This window comes from Fibrobacter sp. (assembly GCA_024399065.1).
Classification (GTDB): Bacteria; Fibrobacterota; Fibrobacteria; order Fibrobacterales; family Fibrobacteraceae; genus Fibrobacter.
This window is the reverse complement of sequence record JAKSIB010000035.1, coordinates 17,187-34,531: the sequence shown is the minus strand read 5'-3', so window position 1 is coordinate 34,531 and position 17,345 is coordinate 17,187. Positions and strand designations below refer to the sequence as shown.

At 51.1% G+C, this 17,345-nt stretch carries 10 protein-coding genes; 7 read left to right on the top strand and 3 right to left on the bottom strand.

Annotated features, from left to right (window positions below):
- From feoB to MJZ25_13610, 3 genes are all read right to left on the bottom strand, one after another.
- A partial coding sequence (feoB, locus tag MJZ25_13620) for a ferrous iron transport protein B (GenBank protein ID MCQ2125214.1) occupies window positions 1-2,252 on the bottom strand: 2,252 nt, incomplete at its 3' end.
- The gene (locus MJZ25_13615) at window positions 2,252-2,536 is read right to left on the bottom strand and encodes a ferrous iron transport protein A (protein MCQ2125213.1); all 285 of its coding nucleotides are present in this window, start codon (window positions 2,534-2,536) and stop codon (window positions 2,252-2,254) included. The genes feoB and MJZ25_13615, both read right to left, overlap by 1 nt.
- Window positions 2,533-2,967, bottom strand: coding sequence for a DtxR family transcriptional regulator (locus MJZ25_13610; GenBank protein MCQ2125212.1), 435 nt, complete (start codon window positions 2,965-2,967; stop codon window positions 2,533-2,535). Before MJZ25_13610 ends, MJZ25_13615 begins: the two co-directional genes overlap by 4 nt.
- A 306-nt stretch (window positions 2,968-3,273) precedes the next feature.
- Between MJZ25_13610 and MJZ25_13605 the strand changes: the two genes are divergently transcribed.
- From MJZ25_13605 to MJZ25_13575, 7 genes are all read left to right on the top strand, one after another.
- The gene (locus MJZ25_13605; GenBank protein ID MCQ2125211.1) at window positions 3,274-3,996 is read left to right on the top strand and encodes a PorT family protein; all 723 of its coding nucleotides are present in this window, start codon (window positions 3,274-3,276) and stop codon (window positions 3,994-3,996) included.
- Between the two features lie 41 nt (window positions 3,997-4,037).
- Complete coding sequence (locus MJZ25_13600; protein ID MCQ2125210.1) at window positions 4,038-5,609, top strand: NAD(P)H-hydrate dehydratase; 1,572 nt, start codon at window positions 4,038-4,040, stop codon at window positions 5,607-5,609.
- Window positions 5,610-5,654: 45 nt separating this feature from the next.
- Window positions 5,655-8,510 (top strand): DNA polymerase I, encoded by a 2,856-nt coding sequence (gene polA, locus MJZ25_13595; protein ID MCQ2125209.1) that lies wholly within the window; start codon window positions 5,655-5,657, stop codon window positions 8,508-8,510.
- 370 nt (window positions 8,511-8,880) lie between these two features.
- On the top strand, window positions 8,881-10,875 hold the full coding sequence (locus tag MJZ25_13590) for a glycoside hydrolase family 5 protein (protein ID MCQ2125208.1): 1,995 nt from the start codon (window positions 8,881-8,883) through the stop codon (window positions 10,873-10,875).
- A gap of 198 nt (window positions 10,876-11,073) precedes the next feature.
- Window positions 11,074-12,840, top strand: coding sequence for a cellulase family glycosylhydrolase (locus MJZ25_13585; protein MCQ2125207.1), 1,767 nt, complete (start codon window positions 11,074-11,076; stop codon window positions 12,838-12,840).
- A gap of 241 nt (window positions 12,841-13,081) precedes the next feature.
- Window positions 13,082-15,160, top strand: coding sequence for a glycoside hydrolase family 5 protein (locus MJZ25_13580; protein ID MCQ2125206.1), 2,079 nt, complete (start codon window positions 13,082-13,084; stop codon window positions 15,158-15,160).
- A 197-nt stretch (window positions 15,161-15,357) separates the two neighbouring features.
- Window positions 15,358-17,253, top strand: a complete 1,896-nt coding sequence (locus tag MJZ25_13575) for a glycoside hydrolase family 5 protein (GenBank protein MCQ2125205.1) — start codon at window positions 15,358-15,360, stop codon at window positions 17,251-17,253.
- Window positions 17,254-17,345 lie beyond the last annotated feature (92 nt).

Sequence of the window (17,345 nt, the reverse complement as noted above, 5' to 3'; positions counted from 1 at the left end):
TCTGCAGGGCATTCGTCAACACCTGCGATGAGAGGCTTTTCTTCTTCGGCGGGAGCTTCTGCAACGGGTTCGGCGGCGGCGGTTTCAACAGCAGCTTCAGCAGTAGCACTATCAGCGACAGGTGCAACAGCGGAGTCAGTAGCAGCGATGGTTTCAGCAGCAGTTTCAGCAACCGGTGCTGCGCTATCAGCAGCGGCAACGGGGACACTTTCCGGAGCCGGGGCTTCCTCAGCGACAATTTCTGCGGCTTCAGAAGGTGCAGCGGGTTCAGCCTTAGAAGCTTCTACTGCATCGCTCTTCGGAGCCATGGAGTACAGAGAGTTCATGGTGCCAATGACAGCTTCCTTAGCCAAGAGTCCGGTAAAGAGGGAAACGGAGGCCGGCCAGTTATCTTCTTCGACACCAAAGGGTTCAAACACAGGGGTAATGGCCTTGCCGATTACTGAAAGGAGACTATTTTCGGAGTCACCATTACCGGTTGTAAATTCGCTTTCAGTCACAATCTTGGATTCGTCCACAACGAAGCCTTCAGGAAGGGCAACTTCTTCAGTCTTTCCTTCTTCAGTTTCCTTCATCATGGAGTAGCCTTCTTCGGTCTTAACGATTTCAGTCTTTTTGCCGTCAATGTCTGTATAGAGCTTATCAACAATACCAAAGGCATTGAGGAAGCCGAGAATAGCCACGGCAACAGTAATCACCTTACCAGCGCGAATCACATAGTCCTTCAGTTTGAGCCAGGAGTGGATCAGAAGGGACTTGATTTTCGGGAAATGGTAATTGGGAAGTTCCATCACAAAGTTGCTGGATTGACCCATGAAGAGAGACTTCTTCAGGAACAAGCCGTAAGCGATTGCGAAGACAACGCCTGCCAAATAGAGGGCGAACACAACAGTACCAGCCTGAGTGCCAAAGAATGCAGCAGCGAACAATGCATACACCGGAAGGCGAGCGCCGCAGCTCATGAAGGGAACCAGGAAGATAGTGAGGAAGCGTTCACGCTTGCTTTCAAGAACGCGAGAACCCATAATACCCGGAACGCCGCAACCAAAGCCCACCATCATGGGAACGAATGCACGACCAGGGAGGCCCAGGAATCTCATAAAGCGGTCTGCCACGAAGGCGGCGCGAGCCATGTAACCAGAGTCTTCCAAGAAGGTAAGGCAGAGGAACATGAAGAAGATCACCGGAATAAAGGTAGACACAGTCTGAATACCAGCGCCAACACCATCGGCAAGAACTGCAGAAATCCAAGCGGGTGCTCCGATTACATCAGTGAGCAAGTAGCCGAGGCCGTCTACAAAAACAGCACCAAAGAGAATATCAAAGAAGTCGATGAATGCGCTACCGATAGTCACTGCAACCCAGAACACCAGGTACATGATCAGCAAGAAAATCGGCAAGGCGAGCCAACGATTCAAAAGGATGGAATCAAGCTTGTCGGAGAATGTCTTTTTGCTGCGATCACCAACAAGAACTTCGCCAGCAATTTCGTGAGCCAAGCTATAACGAGCATCGGCCAAAACGAATTCAGATTCTTCGCCCAGCTTTGCGGTGATGTCAGCCTTGTTCAGCGTTACTTTTGCTTCTGCAAACTTATCTGCGTAGCTCTTTTCGTTACCCAAGTACATAAGGGCAACCCAGCGGGATTCAGCATCCAAGAGCTTTGCCACCGGAGAAACGACCGGCTCCAATTCCTTAACGACACCTTCAACCTTTTCGCCATAAGTAAGAGCGGTAGGAATGGTGATGGCGCTAGAAATCACATGGGTCATCTGGCTAATGAAATTGGTAATGCTCTTTTCGCTTACAGCAGAAAGAGGTACTACCGGTACGCCAAAGCGCTTGGAAAGAGCTTCCAAATCAATGTTGAGGCCGCGAGCTTCAGCAATATCCATCATGTTCACAGCAATAACCATAGGCTGCTGCATATCCACAATCTGGGAAGTGAGGAACAAGTTGCGTTCAATATTGGTAGCGTCAACAATATTCACGATCAAGTTGGCTTCGCGAGTCAGGAGGAAGTCAACAGCGGCACGTTCATCTTCAGCATTGGCGAAGAGAGCGTAGGTACCCGGAAGGTCCACCACGCGAATATGGCGATCACCTAAATCAAAAAAGCCTTCTTTCTTTTCGACGGTAACGCCAGGCCAGTTACCCACATGCTGACGAGAGCCAGTGAGGGCGTTAAACAGAGCAGTTTTACCACAGTTCGGGTTACCTGCAATAGCAATAGTAAACGGCTTGGGAGACATTAGATCCTCTTCAACTTAAGAACTTCAGCTTCATTTTTACGCAGGGAAAGGCGATAGCTAAGAACACTCACCTCAATGGGGTCACCGAGAGGTGCCACCTGCATGACTTCCAGAGTTACACCACGGACAAGGCCCATGGACAGCAACTTGGACTTGTAACGGGCATCGCCATCGTTGTAGCCAACGATTTCGACTTTGTCGCCCTTCTTCAGTTCAGAGAATTTCGGCTCGACGTTCCACTTTTTTGTTTTTCCGTCGCAGCCACAGCCGCAATTACAGCTCATTTTTTGTTACCCTTTGCAACCTTCAACTTCTTTACAGTTGTGATTACAGTTTCCGAAGGCTTCATGAAGTCTTCAATTTTAGACAGAGTCTCTGCCGACAGGATATGTTCCATACAGCAAGCGTCCTTATCAGCAATAGCTTCAGAGACACCGAGACGAATTAAAAAACCTTTCAGGAGGATATGGCGATTCAGCACATCGTTGGCAGCCATGCGGCCAGCTTCAGTCAGCTCAATGCCGCTATAGGGTTCCTGGGTGACCAGGCCCAGCTTTTTCAATTCTAGAATGGCCTTTGCCACGGAGGGCATTTTTACCTGCAGAGCAGCGGCGATATCTTTTACGCGAGCGATACCATGGGCAAGGCGCAGCATGTGCACCATTTCCAGGTAATCTTCCAAGCTCTGGCTGAGCTTAATGTGTTCGTTTTCCATTGTTACCTCTTTTTAGTTCGAACCTTGCTTAAATACGGCTTTATTTGCGCGCTAGCCATATTTAGACAAGCCTAATTGAATTAGGCAAGACTAAATTTAGTTAACCAAGGCTAATTAGTCAAGGCTAATAGGCGAAAAAAGTTAGTTGAGGTTAAAAATTTTAGTTATGGATAAGTTTTCTGCAAAAAAACATGAAAAAACACCATTTTTCCTAGTCTTCAGCTCTTTCATATTTTTTCGTTTTTACCACTTTATGCTATCTTGTAGCCATGTTGGTTCACCCGAAATCGGGTCTAAGGAGAAAAAATGAAGAAGATTTTTGCAGCATTGGTAGGCCTGGTTTTGGCCACCGGCATTTCCTTTGCAGATGATTCCGCTAAAAACGATTCCCGTTTTGGCGCTGGCGTCAAAGCAACCTTTGATTACGACAAAATGTATGGCTTTGAAGAAGAAAATGACGGCACCGACGAAAACCCCTCTGGTTTTGGTTTCGACGCCGGCTTGATGTTCCGTTTGAACCTGGCCAGGGGACTCTACTTCGCTCCCGAAGTGAACTTCGCCTACACAAGCACCAGCCACAAGTACCTAAAGAAAGAACGTTCCTACACTTCCATGGACTTGGAAATTCCATTGATGTTCCGAGCAGTGCTCCTTTTCATGGACAAGATCTACATTACCGCAGGTCCCCAAATCGTATTGAACCTGAGCAACGAATCTGATATTCCTCCCATGGCTGATGGTAGCACCTTATTAGGCGGAATGGCAAATGGTGCTATGTCCGCTCTCGGCTATACCGAACACACCGAACAAGGTTTCTTTAACTTCGGCATCGCAGCAGGCCTTGGCTACAATATCGTCGGCGGCCTCAACGTTGACGCAAGATTCTACATGGGCTTCATGGAACTGTTCCCCGACACAAAAGCTATTGGATATGACGACGTTGAACCTGGAGACGCCTTTACATACATCAATATGCATGGTGCAAAGATGATGAAGTTCAAGGTGGGCGTTAGCTACTGGTTCATGTAATGATTTTTCGGGGGTGCACGCCAATTATTTCAGCCGCAGCAATGCGGAGCCTAGATAACGAAACCAAGTTGTTCAACACAAGGAACAACGGTTTTGGAAGTTATGGCGAGGGTTCAGAAGCCGGGGCCATGACCGCCATCGAAGCGGGCTACGTGCTGATGAAAGAAGCCGGCGCCGCACTCTTTGAACGAGTCAAGGAAATTCTTGGCGGGCGCCGCGACGTTATAGAGGCGAACCATTCCCACGTGGCTGTTTTCGTTGGTGGAGGCAATAACGGCGGCGACGGCCTGGTTCTTGCCACAAGGCTTATTGAAGAAGGCATTCCCTGTACCGTTTATTCTCTTGCAAAGCCTGAAACTTTCAAGAACGAAGCCCGCATGGCCTTTGAGGATTTCGAGGCAAACCGCGGCAAACTGATTTACGTAAACGGCAACTTGCCCAAGGCACCCCACTTCGACCTCGTTGTTGATTGCATGCTAGGCAACGGCACCTCCGGCGAGCTTCGCCCTGCTTTTGCTCAAGTGGTCGAAGCAATCAACAGTTGGGGCATTCCCGTGTTGGCTGCCGACGCGCCCACAGGTTTTGATTCGCTGGAACATCACCGCGGAGAGGTTTGTATCAAGGCTTCCGAAACAATGCTTTTCGGCTTGCCTCGCCTTGATGCCTTCACCAGCGAAGGATCCGAGGTTTTCGGAAAGGTGAAAGTGGCCCAACTCCACTACCCGCTGGAACTGATACAGAAGTTTGACGAAAATCTCTACCTTGCAGACGAAAGCTTTATTCCAGAACTGCTTCCGTTGCGAAACGAAAGCGGAGAAAAACGTTCCCAGGGTACCGCCATGATTATCGCAGGTTCCGGCAACATGACCGGAGCCGCATTCCTTTGCACAAAGGCGGCCTTGCGCAGCGGCGCAGGCTTGGTTACGTTGGCAACACCAAAAGCAATTTTGCCTATTTTGCAATCCAAACTTGTAGAACCTGTTTTCTGCGGTTTAGGAGACAAGAACTGTGACATAATTTCTGTATCCCACATGTTGCAGTTGCAAGAAAGGGCAAAGCACCAAAGCGCGATAGCCATAGGTCCAGGCCTTGGAACGGATCCCGAAACCCAGGACGCAATCCGCGTATTCCTAACTGGTTTGAACGTTCCCGTAGTAATTGACGCCGACGCCATCAACGCCTGTGGTTCAGCATTCTTCTGCATCCAGGGCGGGCCAACTCAAGCCATCATCACGCCCCACAAGCGAGAATGGGAAAGAAACTTCGGTCCCTTGCCCACAAACGAGAATTTCTATCCGGAATACCTCCGGAATTTCGCAAAGCAGTTTAACATCGTCATTTTGCTGAAAGGTTCCCCCACCTACGTGGCTCTTCCCGACGGAAAGGTCTTTGTCATTCCTGCCAGAAATTCTGGAATGGCCAAGGGCGGAAGTGGCGACGTTCTCACAGGCATTATCGCATCACTTTTGGCGCAAGGCCTTACCACTGGCGACGCCGCAGTACTAGGCGCATTACTCCACCAAAAGGCCGGTCGCCTGACTCGAAAAGATTTGGGCGCCTACTCCATGCTGCCCAGCGACGTCATTGACCATTTGCATCTTGCATTCGGTTAACAAAAACTCTGCCGACCATCACATTATTTTTTCTACATTCAAAGTATGGCCGAAAAGACTTTACTACTTCTTGATTCATACGCTCTTGCTTTCCGCATGTTCTACGCTTATTCGCAGAACCCGCTGAAGAACAGCAAGGACGAAGACGTTTCCATGATGCACGGCTACTGGGGTGCAGTGTTGCGCATTCTTGCAAAGCACAAGCCGACACACTTTGCCATTGCCCGAGATGTAGCACACACCAAGACTTTCCGCCACGAACTTTACCCCGACTACAAGGCCAATCGCGGCCCCATGCCCGAAGAAATGGCAGCCCAAATGCCGTTGCTTGGCGAAAGCCTTGCCGCCAGCGGAATTCCCCTTTTGTCTGAGCCCGGCTACGAAGCCGACGACGTAATGGCAAGTACCGCCGTAGCTGCAGCAGAAGCAGGATTTGATCGAATCCTTATCATCAGTAAAGATAAGGACATGAGCCAGATCGTAAACGACAAGATTCACTTGTTCCATTTGGAAAAAGGCGCCGACGGCATCGATTTCGGCCCGGAACAAGTCGTCGAAAAGTACGGTTTACCTCCTGAAAAAATTCGCGACTACCTGGCATTGATGGGCGACGCCAGCGATAACGTACCCGGCGTCCCGAAGGTTGGCCCCAAGACCGCCATTACCCTTCTTGAAGAATACGGCGACATGGACAACATTTACGCCAACATCGATAACATCAAGAAGAAAGGTTTGCACGACAATTTGGCAAACAACCGCGAACAGGCATTCCTGAGCCGCGAACTTGTAACCTTGCAGACCAAGCGAGCTTTCAGTGGAAACCTGGACGCACTGGAATACAACGGCATTCACGTAGACACCTTGGCAGAAATGTTCAAGGAGCACGAAATCAACAGCCTGTTGCGTTTGCTGGAGAACATTCCCAGCAAGACAGGGTTTGTGAAGAGCGAGGGTTCCGATTCCGCAAGCGCCGTAGACGGAGCTGCCGCAGAAGTTGTCAGCGCAGACTTTGACCTACCGAAAGATGTTCCGCCCACCTACATTTGCGTAGATTCCAATGAAATCTTCGAACAGATGAAGGCAGAATTTGCGGCATCTAACTTGATTGGCGTAGATACGGAAACCGACGGCCTTGACCCCATGCAATGCAACATCGTGGGCTTGTGCCTAGCTGCTGCTGACCCCACCGAGGATTCGGCTGAGAATAGCGCGGCCACCGTAAGCAAGGGTTACTACATTCCCTTGAATCACACCGATGAAATCGGGTTCCCGCTCCCCGCGGGCAAGAACGGAAACTTCGACGTGAACCTGGTCAAGAACTGGTTCATCGAATTCTGGGACGAGAAACACACCTTCGTTTTCCATAATGCAAAATTTGACCTTCATGTTTTGGCACGAGCATTCGGCTTGACCATCGCTCAAATTGAAAAGGCAAACATTGTAGACACCCTGATCGCCGCCTGGATGCTTTCTCCGGGCGCCACAGGACTTGGCCTTGACAACATGGTGATGCAGAAGCTGCAACACGAAATGATTCCCATCGAGAATCTCATTGGCCGCGGCAAGAGCCAGATTACCTTCAACCGCACCCGCGTTCCCGAGGCCACCGAATACGGCGCCGAAGACGCGGTTTACACCTTGCGTTTGTGGGCGCCCCTCCAAAAGGAACTTCAGAAATTGGACTACGAAAAGTATTTCTTCAACCAGGAAATGCCTTTGCTGAAAGTTCTTTTCCAGATGGAATCCGAGGGCATAGCCATCGACGTTCCTACCCTAAAGCGTTTGGAACAGGAACTGCAACGCCGCATTGAAAATCTTGAAAAAGAAATCTGCGACATGGCCGGTTGCGAATTCAACATCGGAAGCCCCAAGCAGTTGGGCGAAGTTCTTTTCGACACCCTGGGCCTGCCCGAAATCAAGAAGCGCAGTACCGACGCCGCCGTCCTTGAGGAACTGAGTTTCAAGACCGCCCACCCCATCGTTTTCTCCATCATCGAATACCGCGAACTGAAGAAGATGCAAAGCACCTACATCTCGGTGCTTCCCACCCTAGTGAACCCCGAGACCAAGCGCATTCACACCAGCTTTATCCAATGGGGTACAGCAACGGGCCGCTTGAGCAGTCGCGATCCCAACCTGCAGAACATTCCTGTTCGTAGCGACTTGGGCAAAAAAATCCGCGCCGCATTCGTCCCGCAGAATCCGGACAACGTCATTCTCGCTGTGGACTACTCCCAGATTGAATTGCGTATGCTGGCGCACTTGAGTGGAGACCAGGCCCTCATCGATTCCTACAAGAACGGCATCGACATTCACGCCCGCACCGCGGCGGCGATTTACGGCGTACCTCTGGAAAACGTCACCAGCGACATGCGCCGCGACGCCAAGGTGGTGAACTTCGGCGTACTTTACGGCATGACCGCCTTCCGCCTCAGCCGCGACCTGAAAATTCCCATGGGCCAGGCCAAGGACTTTATTACCGGCTACTTCGACATGTACCAGGGCGTTCAAGACTTTATCGAAAGCACCAAGGCAACAGCCCACCGCGACGGTTACGTAGAAACCCTTACAGGTCGCCGCCGCTACATCGCAGGCATCGACAGTTCCGACCGCATGGAATCCCAGATGGCAGAACGCATGGCTGTGAACACCCCCGTGCAGGGCAGTGCCGCCGACCTCATCAAGATCGCCATGATCCGCATCCAGAAACACATCAACGACGAACAACTCCCCCTCCGCATGATGCTGCAGGTTCACGACGAACTTGTATTTGAATGCCCCAAGGACCGCGTCGAGGAACTGAGCGCCATGGTAAAATCCGAAATGGAAAACGCCATGCAGCTCCAGGTACCATTAGTCGCCAGCGTCGGTTTCGGCGAAAACTGGCTTATTGCACATTAACCCATTGAACCGAGCCCAAGCGCGCCCACCCCAAAAGAGGAAAAATATGGCAAACGAACCCAAGAAGAAAATGTCCACCAAGACCGCCATCCTTTTGATCATCGGATTGCTGGTGGTCTGCAATGCCATCGTGATTATTGGCAGCCAGATGGCTCACTAAACTTCGCGAAGTCAAATTCAAGCACCATTTTGTGCAACAACAACATGGCTCCGTCTATCCCGACGGGGCTTTTTTCGTGCCGAGCAATAATACACTTGTCATAGTTTTGAGTTTTTTATTGATTTTTTGTCAATGAATTTTGAAAAATTTTTATATGCGCCCGTATCTTCCAAAACTTATATTATGGTCGGTGTTAAAAAGGGAGTTGTGATGTATTCATTTAAACACTGGACCAAAACGTCCAAATTTTTAGCTGTCCTTTCCGCAGCAACCATGTCTTCTGCCTTCGCTGCAGACCTGCCTACCGCCCAGCAAATCTTTGAAAAAATGGGTTTGGGAATCAATATCGGGAACACAATGGAAGTCCCCGGGAATCCCACCCTCTGGGGAAACAAGTTCCCAACAGAGGCTTATATCAAGGGCGTTAAGGCCGCTGGCTTTAACACCATCCGCATTCCCTGCGCCTGGGATTCCCACGCCACAAACAGCGTCATTAACGAAAGCTGGATGGACTCTGTCCAGACCGTTGTAGACTATTGCGTCAAGGCTGGCCTCTACACCGTTTTGAACATTCATTGGGACGGCGGCTGGCTGGAAGAAAACCTGAAAGACGACAAGAAGACCGAAGTCAACGCCAAGCAGAAAGCCTACTGGACCCAGATTGCAAAGCGTTTCAAGGACTACGACGAAAAGCTTCTTTTCGCAAGCGCCAACGAGCCCGCCACCACAGACGATAACTACAAGAACGAATCCAAGATTCTTCAGGGATATCACCAGACATTCGTAGATGCAGTGCGCGCCACCGGCGGCAACAACGCCAGCCGAACCTTGATTATCCAAGGTCCTTCCACCAGCATCGACCGCTCCGTGGAAGCCTACCCCGCAAGCATGATGCCTAACGACGTTATCGCAAACCGCATGATGTTCGAAGTCCACTACTACGATCCGTCCCCCTACACCATCGTAGGCGAGCCTGTCAACTGGGGCGCCATCGTGGAACCGCAATACTACTGGGGCGAGGAAAACTACGCCACCGGCGCAGACATCGTTCACAACTGCGGTTACAATCCGTGGGGAAACGCCATGGGCACCCCCTGTAGCGCAAACGACATGCAGGTGGCTTTCAAGAAAATGAAGACCAACTATGTGGACAAGGGCATTCCGGTCATCATCGGTGAATTCGGTGCCAACGACCGACTGGGCATTCTGAAAGGCGATGACTACAAGCGCCACCGCAAAGGACGTATCGGCTGGTACAAGGCCGTAGCCCAGGCCGCCTTCGACAACAAGGTGGTCCCCATCGCCTGGGATACCGGTCACGAAGGCGAGAACCACATGACCATCATCCGCCGTCAGTCAGATCCCGACGGATCCGTCTTTGACCCGGAAGTCATGAACGCCATGCGAAATGTCTATGGCATGCCAAACCTTGACGGAAGCAGCAATCCGGTCATCAGCACCGATACAGACAAGTCCATCAAGGCAGAATTCACCATTGCAGACAGTACATACGGTCAAATCGAATTTTCCAGCGTTCCCAAGGACTGGAGCAAAATTTCCAGCGTCTCTATTCGGGCATTCTTTGACGGAACCATTTCCAAGGTGGGCGAAGATTTCGGCTTTATCGCTCCCAACTTGGTTACCATGGACGGCGCCGACTGGAACTGGCAGGAAGCAGGCCTCGGAGAAGTTGAGCTGGGCACCTGGAACACCTACGAGGTTAAGGTCGCCACCACAGGAGAAAGCGGCAGCAACCTGATGGTTCCGGGTAATCCCACAAACATTGTATTCATGGGACTGCAGATATACACTCTGGGCTACACCGGCGACGTCTATGTGGATTGGATTATCTTCAAGAACACCGACGGCACCGCAGACACCCTGGACTTTAACCTGATTGGCGCCAAGAACGTTGGCGGAGGCATCACCGCAAAGTCCTTGGTTGCAACCGAAAGTGTCAAGGCGACTACAACCGCCATCAAGGCTATCGCGAAAAAACAAGGGCTGCAAAGCCTCACCCGCCAAGGCAATATGCTGGTCGCTCAAGGAACCCGCGCCTCCATCCGCCTTTTCGACCTGAACGGCAACCTGATTCGAGAAGTTCGCGGCCACTCTGGCTCCGCCTCCTTGGATTTGGCCGGAATTCGAGCAGGCAGCTACATCGCCAAGAGCGGCAACAACACTCTTCGCGTGAATTTGAAATAAATTTCAATACCCCTAACCAAAGAAGCCGACAAGCAATTGCCGGCTTTTTTTCGATTTTTCGCGATTTAGTAACAAGGCGTTTACGTTCGTTGAAAAAAACACAACTGCTTTTCTCCGCCGCGGCACTTATTTTTGACAGTCGTTTTCTTTCGGTATATATTATAGTCGGTGTTTTGGATCTTTTCGTAAAGGACCAATATGAAAAAAACGATGTTTGGGTTGATGTTCGCAGGCGCCATGGCAACTGCTGCATTTGCAGATTTACCGACAGCCGCTCAAGTTCAGAAGAACATGGGCATGGGTTACAATATCGGAAACTCCATGGAAGTGCCCAATGATCCCACCGGATGGGGCAACCCCTATCCCACCCAGGCATTGCTGGACTCCATCAAGGCAGCCGGTTTCAACACAGTCCGCATCCCCTGCGCTTGGGATTCCCATACCCAGAACGGCAAGATTACCGAAACCTGGCTGGATTCCGTAAAGACCGTGGTGGATTACGCCCTACGTAACGAACTGTACGTGGTGCTTAACATCCATCACGAAGGTGAAGGCGGCTGGTTCCAGACCAAGATGGCAACCTACAAAGACAACACCGTCGATACCAAGATGAAGAACTACTGGACCCAGATTGCCAACAAGTTCAAGAACTACGACGAACATCTTCTTTTTGCAGGCGCCAACGAACCGGGCGAAGGCCAGCAGGGTCTCTCCTGGACAAGCCAGCACGCCCAGGTTCTCATGGGCTATTACCAGACCTTTATTGACGCAGTCCGCGCCACCGGCGGCAATAACGCCACCCGTACCTTGATTATTCAGGGCTTACAGACCGACATCGACAAGTCCGTAGAATTTGCCCCCACAAGCATCTTCCCCAAGGACAAGGTTTCTGGCCATCTCATGTTCGAAGTCCACTTCTACGGTCCCTACCAGTATGTGCTTATGACCAGCTCCCAGAACTGGAACTGTCCTAACGGCGATATCCAGGTGCAGTACTACTATGGCGACTACCAAAAGCCCAGCGAGCCCACACGAAATGCAGGTTTCAACTGCTGGGCAAATTCCGTCGACAAGGACCAGGCTGGCATCGGATTCCCCAACGCACAGTTTGCCAAGATGAAGTCCAACTACGTGGACAAGGGTTACCCCGTCATAATCGGAGAATTCGGCTCCCTGTACCGTTCTCCGGAACTCTCCGGTTCCGACCTGGAACTGCACCGCAAGGGCCGCATCCAGTGGCACAAGGACGTTGTAACTGCGGCAAAGAACTACGGCCTTACTCCCATCGTCTGGGACATGGGTAACGAAGGCGCCAGCTACGACAACATGGCCTACATCCGTCGTCAGACCAACAAGTTCGGCGGTCCCATGGGCAAGGTGGTGGAACCGGAAATCATCAACGCCATGCGCGGCGTTTACGGTCTAGGAAACTACGTGAACAAGGGCGTCACCCACACGGAAAGATTGATTCCGGGCAGTACCCCGATTCAGAACTCCAGCAGCTCCGTGGCAAGCTCTTCCAGCGTGCAGCCGGTTCAATCCAGTTCCAGCAGCTCTGAAAAGTCAAGTTCCTCCCAGCAAGAGGCAAGTTCCAGCAGCGTAAAAATCGACCAGCCCCCTTGCGACGCCCTGATTCCGGAATGCGGATACACGCACGAAGCCCTTTGCGCCATGGGAATTACAGAATACTGCATGCCGGTTGTTCCCGTTAACTCCAGCAGTTCTTTTGACCCGGACATGGGCTTTAACGAAACGCAAGTCGCAAAGGCAACCCTCTCTCGCCAGGGCAACATGCTTATGGCCCAGGGCGACCGTGCAACCATCCAGTTGTTCGACATGAATGGCAACATGATTCGCGAAGTCCGCGCCATTTCCTCCCAGGCAACCATGAGTTTGGCAGGACTACGTCAGGGAACATACATTGCCAAGAGCGGTCTTAAGACCCTCCGAGTAAGCATCAAGTAAAACTTCGTTCTATTCCATTTTGGAACCACGAAAAGGGCCCTTTTTAGGGTCCTTTTTATTATGATTTTTTCAACACTTGAATAAAAAATGGCGTTTTTAGCAAAATTTCGCCACTTACAGGCGTTGTGAATTTTTCATCACATTTTCATTGGCTTTTTAAATATTTAAGTACAGAGAGCCATTTTCAAAGTAGTTTATAGATGAGTAATTACGGATTAGGTAAACAAAAGGAGTCCTCCTAATGAATTTCAAGAATCTTTTCGGCCTCACCTGCGCATTCGGCCTCGCCGCCACCAGCGCATTCGCCCTTCCTAAGGCAACCGACTTGGTTGCTGATATGGGCCTCGGCTACAACATCGGCAACACCATGGAAGTGCCGGGGAACCCCACCGCATGGGGCAACGATTTCCCCACAGCTGAATATGTAAAGGCCATCAAGGCAGCCGGTTTCAACACCGTCCGTATCCCTTGCGCCTGGGACTCCCACGCATCCAACGGCACCATCAACGCCGGCTGGCTGGACTCCGTAAAGACCGTCGTCGACCTCGTAATTGGCGAAGGCATGTATGCTATGCTGAACAGCCACTGGGATAACGGTTGGCTGGAAGACCACGTCTTTGACGGCATGGGTTATGACAAGACTGGCGAAGTAAACAGTTCTGCAGCAACCGTAGCCGCCAAGCAGGAAAGCTACTGGAAGCAGATTGCAACCAAGTTCGCCGCCTATGACGAACACCTGATTTTTGCATCCGCCAACGAACCGGGCGTTAATGACCCGTGGTTCGAAGGCGGTACTGATGGAGGCCAGTGGGGCTTCGATGAAAATCGTATGAAGGTCCTGAAGTCTTTCCACGAAGCATGCATCAAGAGTGTTCGCGCAGCTGGAGGCAACAATGCCACCCGTACTATCATTGTTCAGGCTCCCCGTACTGAAATTGACAAGGCTCCGCTCCTGAGCAGTAACATGCCCACCGACCCCGCAGGCGCCGGCTACATCATGGCGGAAGTCCACTACTATCCGTATCAGTACTCCCTGATGACTGCTGATGAAGACTGGGGCACCCAGTATTATTACTACTACGACATGCCCAGCTCCACCGACAAGACTCATAACATGGGCTGGAACGTTTATTCCAAGTCTATCGACGATCAGGCTCTGGGCACTCCCAAGCAGATTGCCAAGGCCTTCGGTGAACTGAAGACCATGTTCTGCGACAAGGGCATTCCTGTTGTAATCGGCGAAATGGGTGCAGTCAAGCGTCTCGACGCACTTACCGGTGCAAACCTGAAACTTCATCTTGAAGGTCGTGCCGCCTGGTACGGCGAAGTGGCCAAGGTAGCAAAGGCAAGCGGCATCATTCCCTGCGTTTGGGATACCGGTGACGAAGGCAACGGCAACTTTACCATCGTCCGTCGCCAGACCAAGAAGTTCGGCGGTAACGTCGGCGACATTACCGACTACGAAACCCTGAACGCCATGCGTGCCGCATACGGCATGACCGCTATCGAAGGCAATTCCATCGACGCCCTGGTAAATGCAAGCCTCGATGAAAGCAACAAGATGCTCGAAGTTACCTACAACACCGTCACCAGCGACTCCAGTGAAGTGGGAACACTCCGTTTCAATGTCACAAGTAAGAACTGGTCCAACTACACTGCAATTTCTTTCCAGGCAAAGATCGATGTAGAAGCAACAGGTCCAGTAGACGATGTCACCTGGATGACTTTGAGCCTGTTCGCCATGAGCGGCGATGATTGGGCATGGAGTGATTACAACTTTGCCGCAAGCGATCTCGATGCTGGCTGGGCAACTTACACTGTAACATTGGATGCTGACGGTCTTGACATCGAAAACAAGGCAGCTGTCAACGCATTCGGTTTCAACCTCTACGGAACTCAGCTCAAGGGCAAGATTGACTTCGACAACATCCGTTTGATCAAGGCCGACGGTTCCGCCGTTGTTCTTGCAGACTTCGACAAGAAGCTGGGCGCAGAAACCGATGGTATCGCAAGCGCAACCCGAGTCACCTCCACCGCCCCGAATTCAGGCTCATCCGCCATCAAGCCGGTTGTCGCCTCCGCAAGCAAGATGTTCGTGAACGTTCAGCAGGGCTTTGTAAACGCAACCTTCTCCGCAACCGAAGCAGTCTCTGCCACCGCAAAGCTTGTTAACGGTCTCGGCCAGGTCATCGCAAGCCAGAACTTCACCACCCGCAAGGGAAGCAACACCGTTCAGCTGAAGGCAGCATACCGCGGCCCCGCAATGCTCATCATCAAGCAGGGCAGCCAGATGCAGACCCAGAAGGTTATCCTGAAGTAAAATTTGGTGTAGGACCCGCGCTATCTCTGCGGGAATAACAGGGCCGAGTGTTCCTGTCAAAAAAAGCCCCCGGCACAATGCCGGGGACTTTTTTGTTGCGAAAAAAACATCGAAATACATTGCTCTTTGAAATTTTCCAAAAGTTTTTTCTTTTTTTAGAATAGTTTATGGAAAGACAAAAAACAAAGGATCTTCCGATGAATTTCAAAAGAATTTTCAGCATTCCCTGCTGCATTGGCCTACTATTTAGTTCAGCCAATGCACTTCCCACAGCAAAAGAAGTCTTCGCGAAAATGGGAATGGGTTACAACATCGGAAACACGCTGGAAGTTCCCATGAACCCATCCGCCTGGGGAAACGATTTTCCCACCCAGGAGCTGATCGATTCCGTCAAGGCCGCAGGTTTCAACACGGTCCGCATTCCCTGCGCCTGGTACAGCCATTCCAACGCCATCGCCGTAGATTCCAACTGGACACTTTATACTCCTGACGGAGACGAGAACACCATTAATGCCGCCTGGCAGGATTCCGTAAAGACCGTGGTAGATTACGTAGTCAAGCGAGACATGTATGCCATCCTCAACATCCACTGGGATAACGGCTGGCTGGAAGACCATATCGGAACTTCCGTAGACGAAAAGATCAATGCCCGCCAAAAATCCTACTGGGAGCAGATTGCCGCCAAGTTCAAGGATTACGATGAACATCTGCTGTTCGCCAGCACCAACGAGCCCGGCGAAAGTGGCGACGGACTGAAACAGGACAACGCCAACACACTGAAAGCCTATCACGAGACCATGATCAAGGCCGTTCGCAGTTCCGGCGGTAACAACGCTACACGCACCATCATCGTGCAGGCACCCGACACCGACGAGAACAAGGCTCACAATTACTTGAAGGGAAACTTTCCCGCAGACCCTGCCGGCACCGACTACATGATGGGAGAATTCCACTTCTATCCCTATACGTTCGCCTTGATGGAACAGGATGCTGACTGGGGCAACACCGTGCGTTACTGGGGCGAAGGCAACTACTCCACCACAGATGTCGCTCACAATGTTAAGAAAGGCGCCTACGCCAGCCCCGAATACGTGGATTCCGTCTTCGCCATGCTAGGAGAAGATTTCAAGGACATTCCTATGGTCATCGGTGAATTCGGCGTCATCAAGCGTCTTGAATTGAAAGGCGAAGACCTTCGATTGCATCTGAAGTCTCGCGCCGACTACTACGGCAGAATTGCGGAACTTTCCAAGAAGTACGGATTTGTCCCTTGCATCTGGGATACCGGTGACGAAGGCAACGGCAACATGACCATCATCCGCAGAAACAAGAACCGCGGCATCCTGGATTACGAAAGTCTGAACGCCATGCGTGCCGCTTATGGTTTGCCCAAGTTCGAAGGCAACTCCATCGACGCCCTTGTAGAAAAGAGCTTGGATAATAGCGATCGTGAAATGAAGGTGATTTACAAAGCCCAAAGCGACACCGCAGAAACAGGAACTCTTAGCTACGGCTTTGCCGCCCAGGACTGGAGCCAATATACAGCCATGTCCTTTGACATCAAGTTCAAGGGATCCAGCAGTTCATGGTCTGGAGTAACCCTATTCAACATGTCCGCAGATTGGAAATGGAACCAGGTAAATCTGGGAGACTTCAATGATTTTACCGGAGAATGGCAGAATATCAAGATCGCCTTTGATGGCTCCTCGGAACCGGGCATGGATTTTGAAGACATTTCCAAGGTAGTAGCCATCGGCATCAATGTTCAAGGCGTAGATGTGGATGCCTCCCTGGAACTGGACAACATTATCCTGTGGAAAGAGGACGGCACCAAGGTGACGTTCATGGACTTCAACGACAACAAGGAAATGAAGTGCGAAGGAATTGCCGTGGGAGGTTTGGCCCCCTCCACCGCCCCAGGCAACGAAACAGGCCCTAGCACCATCAAGCCTAGTGCTGTAGCATCCGGTAAAAACGCACCCAAACTCATCGTCAATATTCACCGAGGTTCCGGTGTATTCTTTAAAGAATCAACACCTCGAAACCGAACATCCAGGCTAGTCAACCCCCTCGGACAAAGCATACGGAAATAAAAAGAAAAAGAGCTGTACCTTCTGAGGTACAGCCCTTCATGTTTTTTGGTTCACTTGCTGCTCAAGCCTGCGATATTCAAAATCGCAGACGA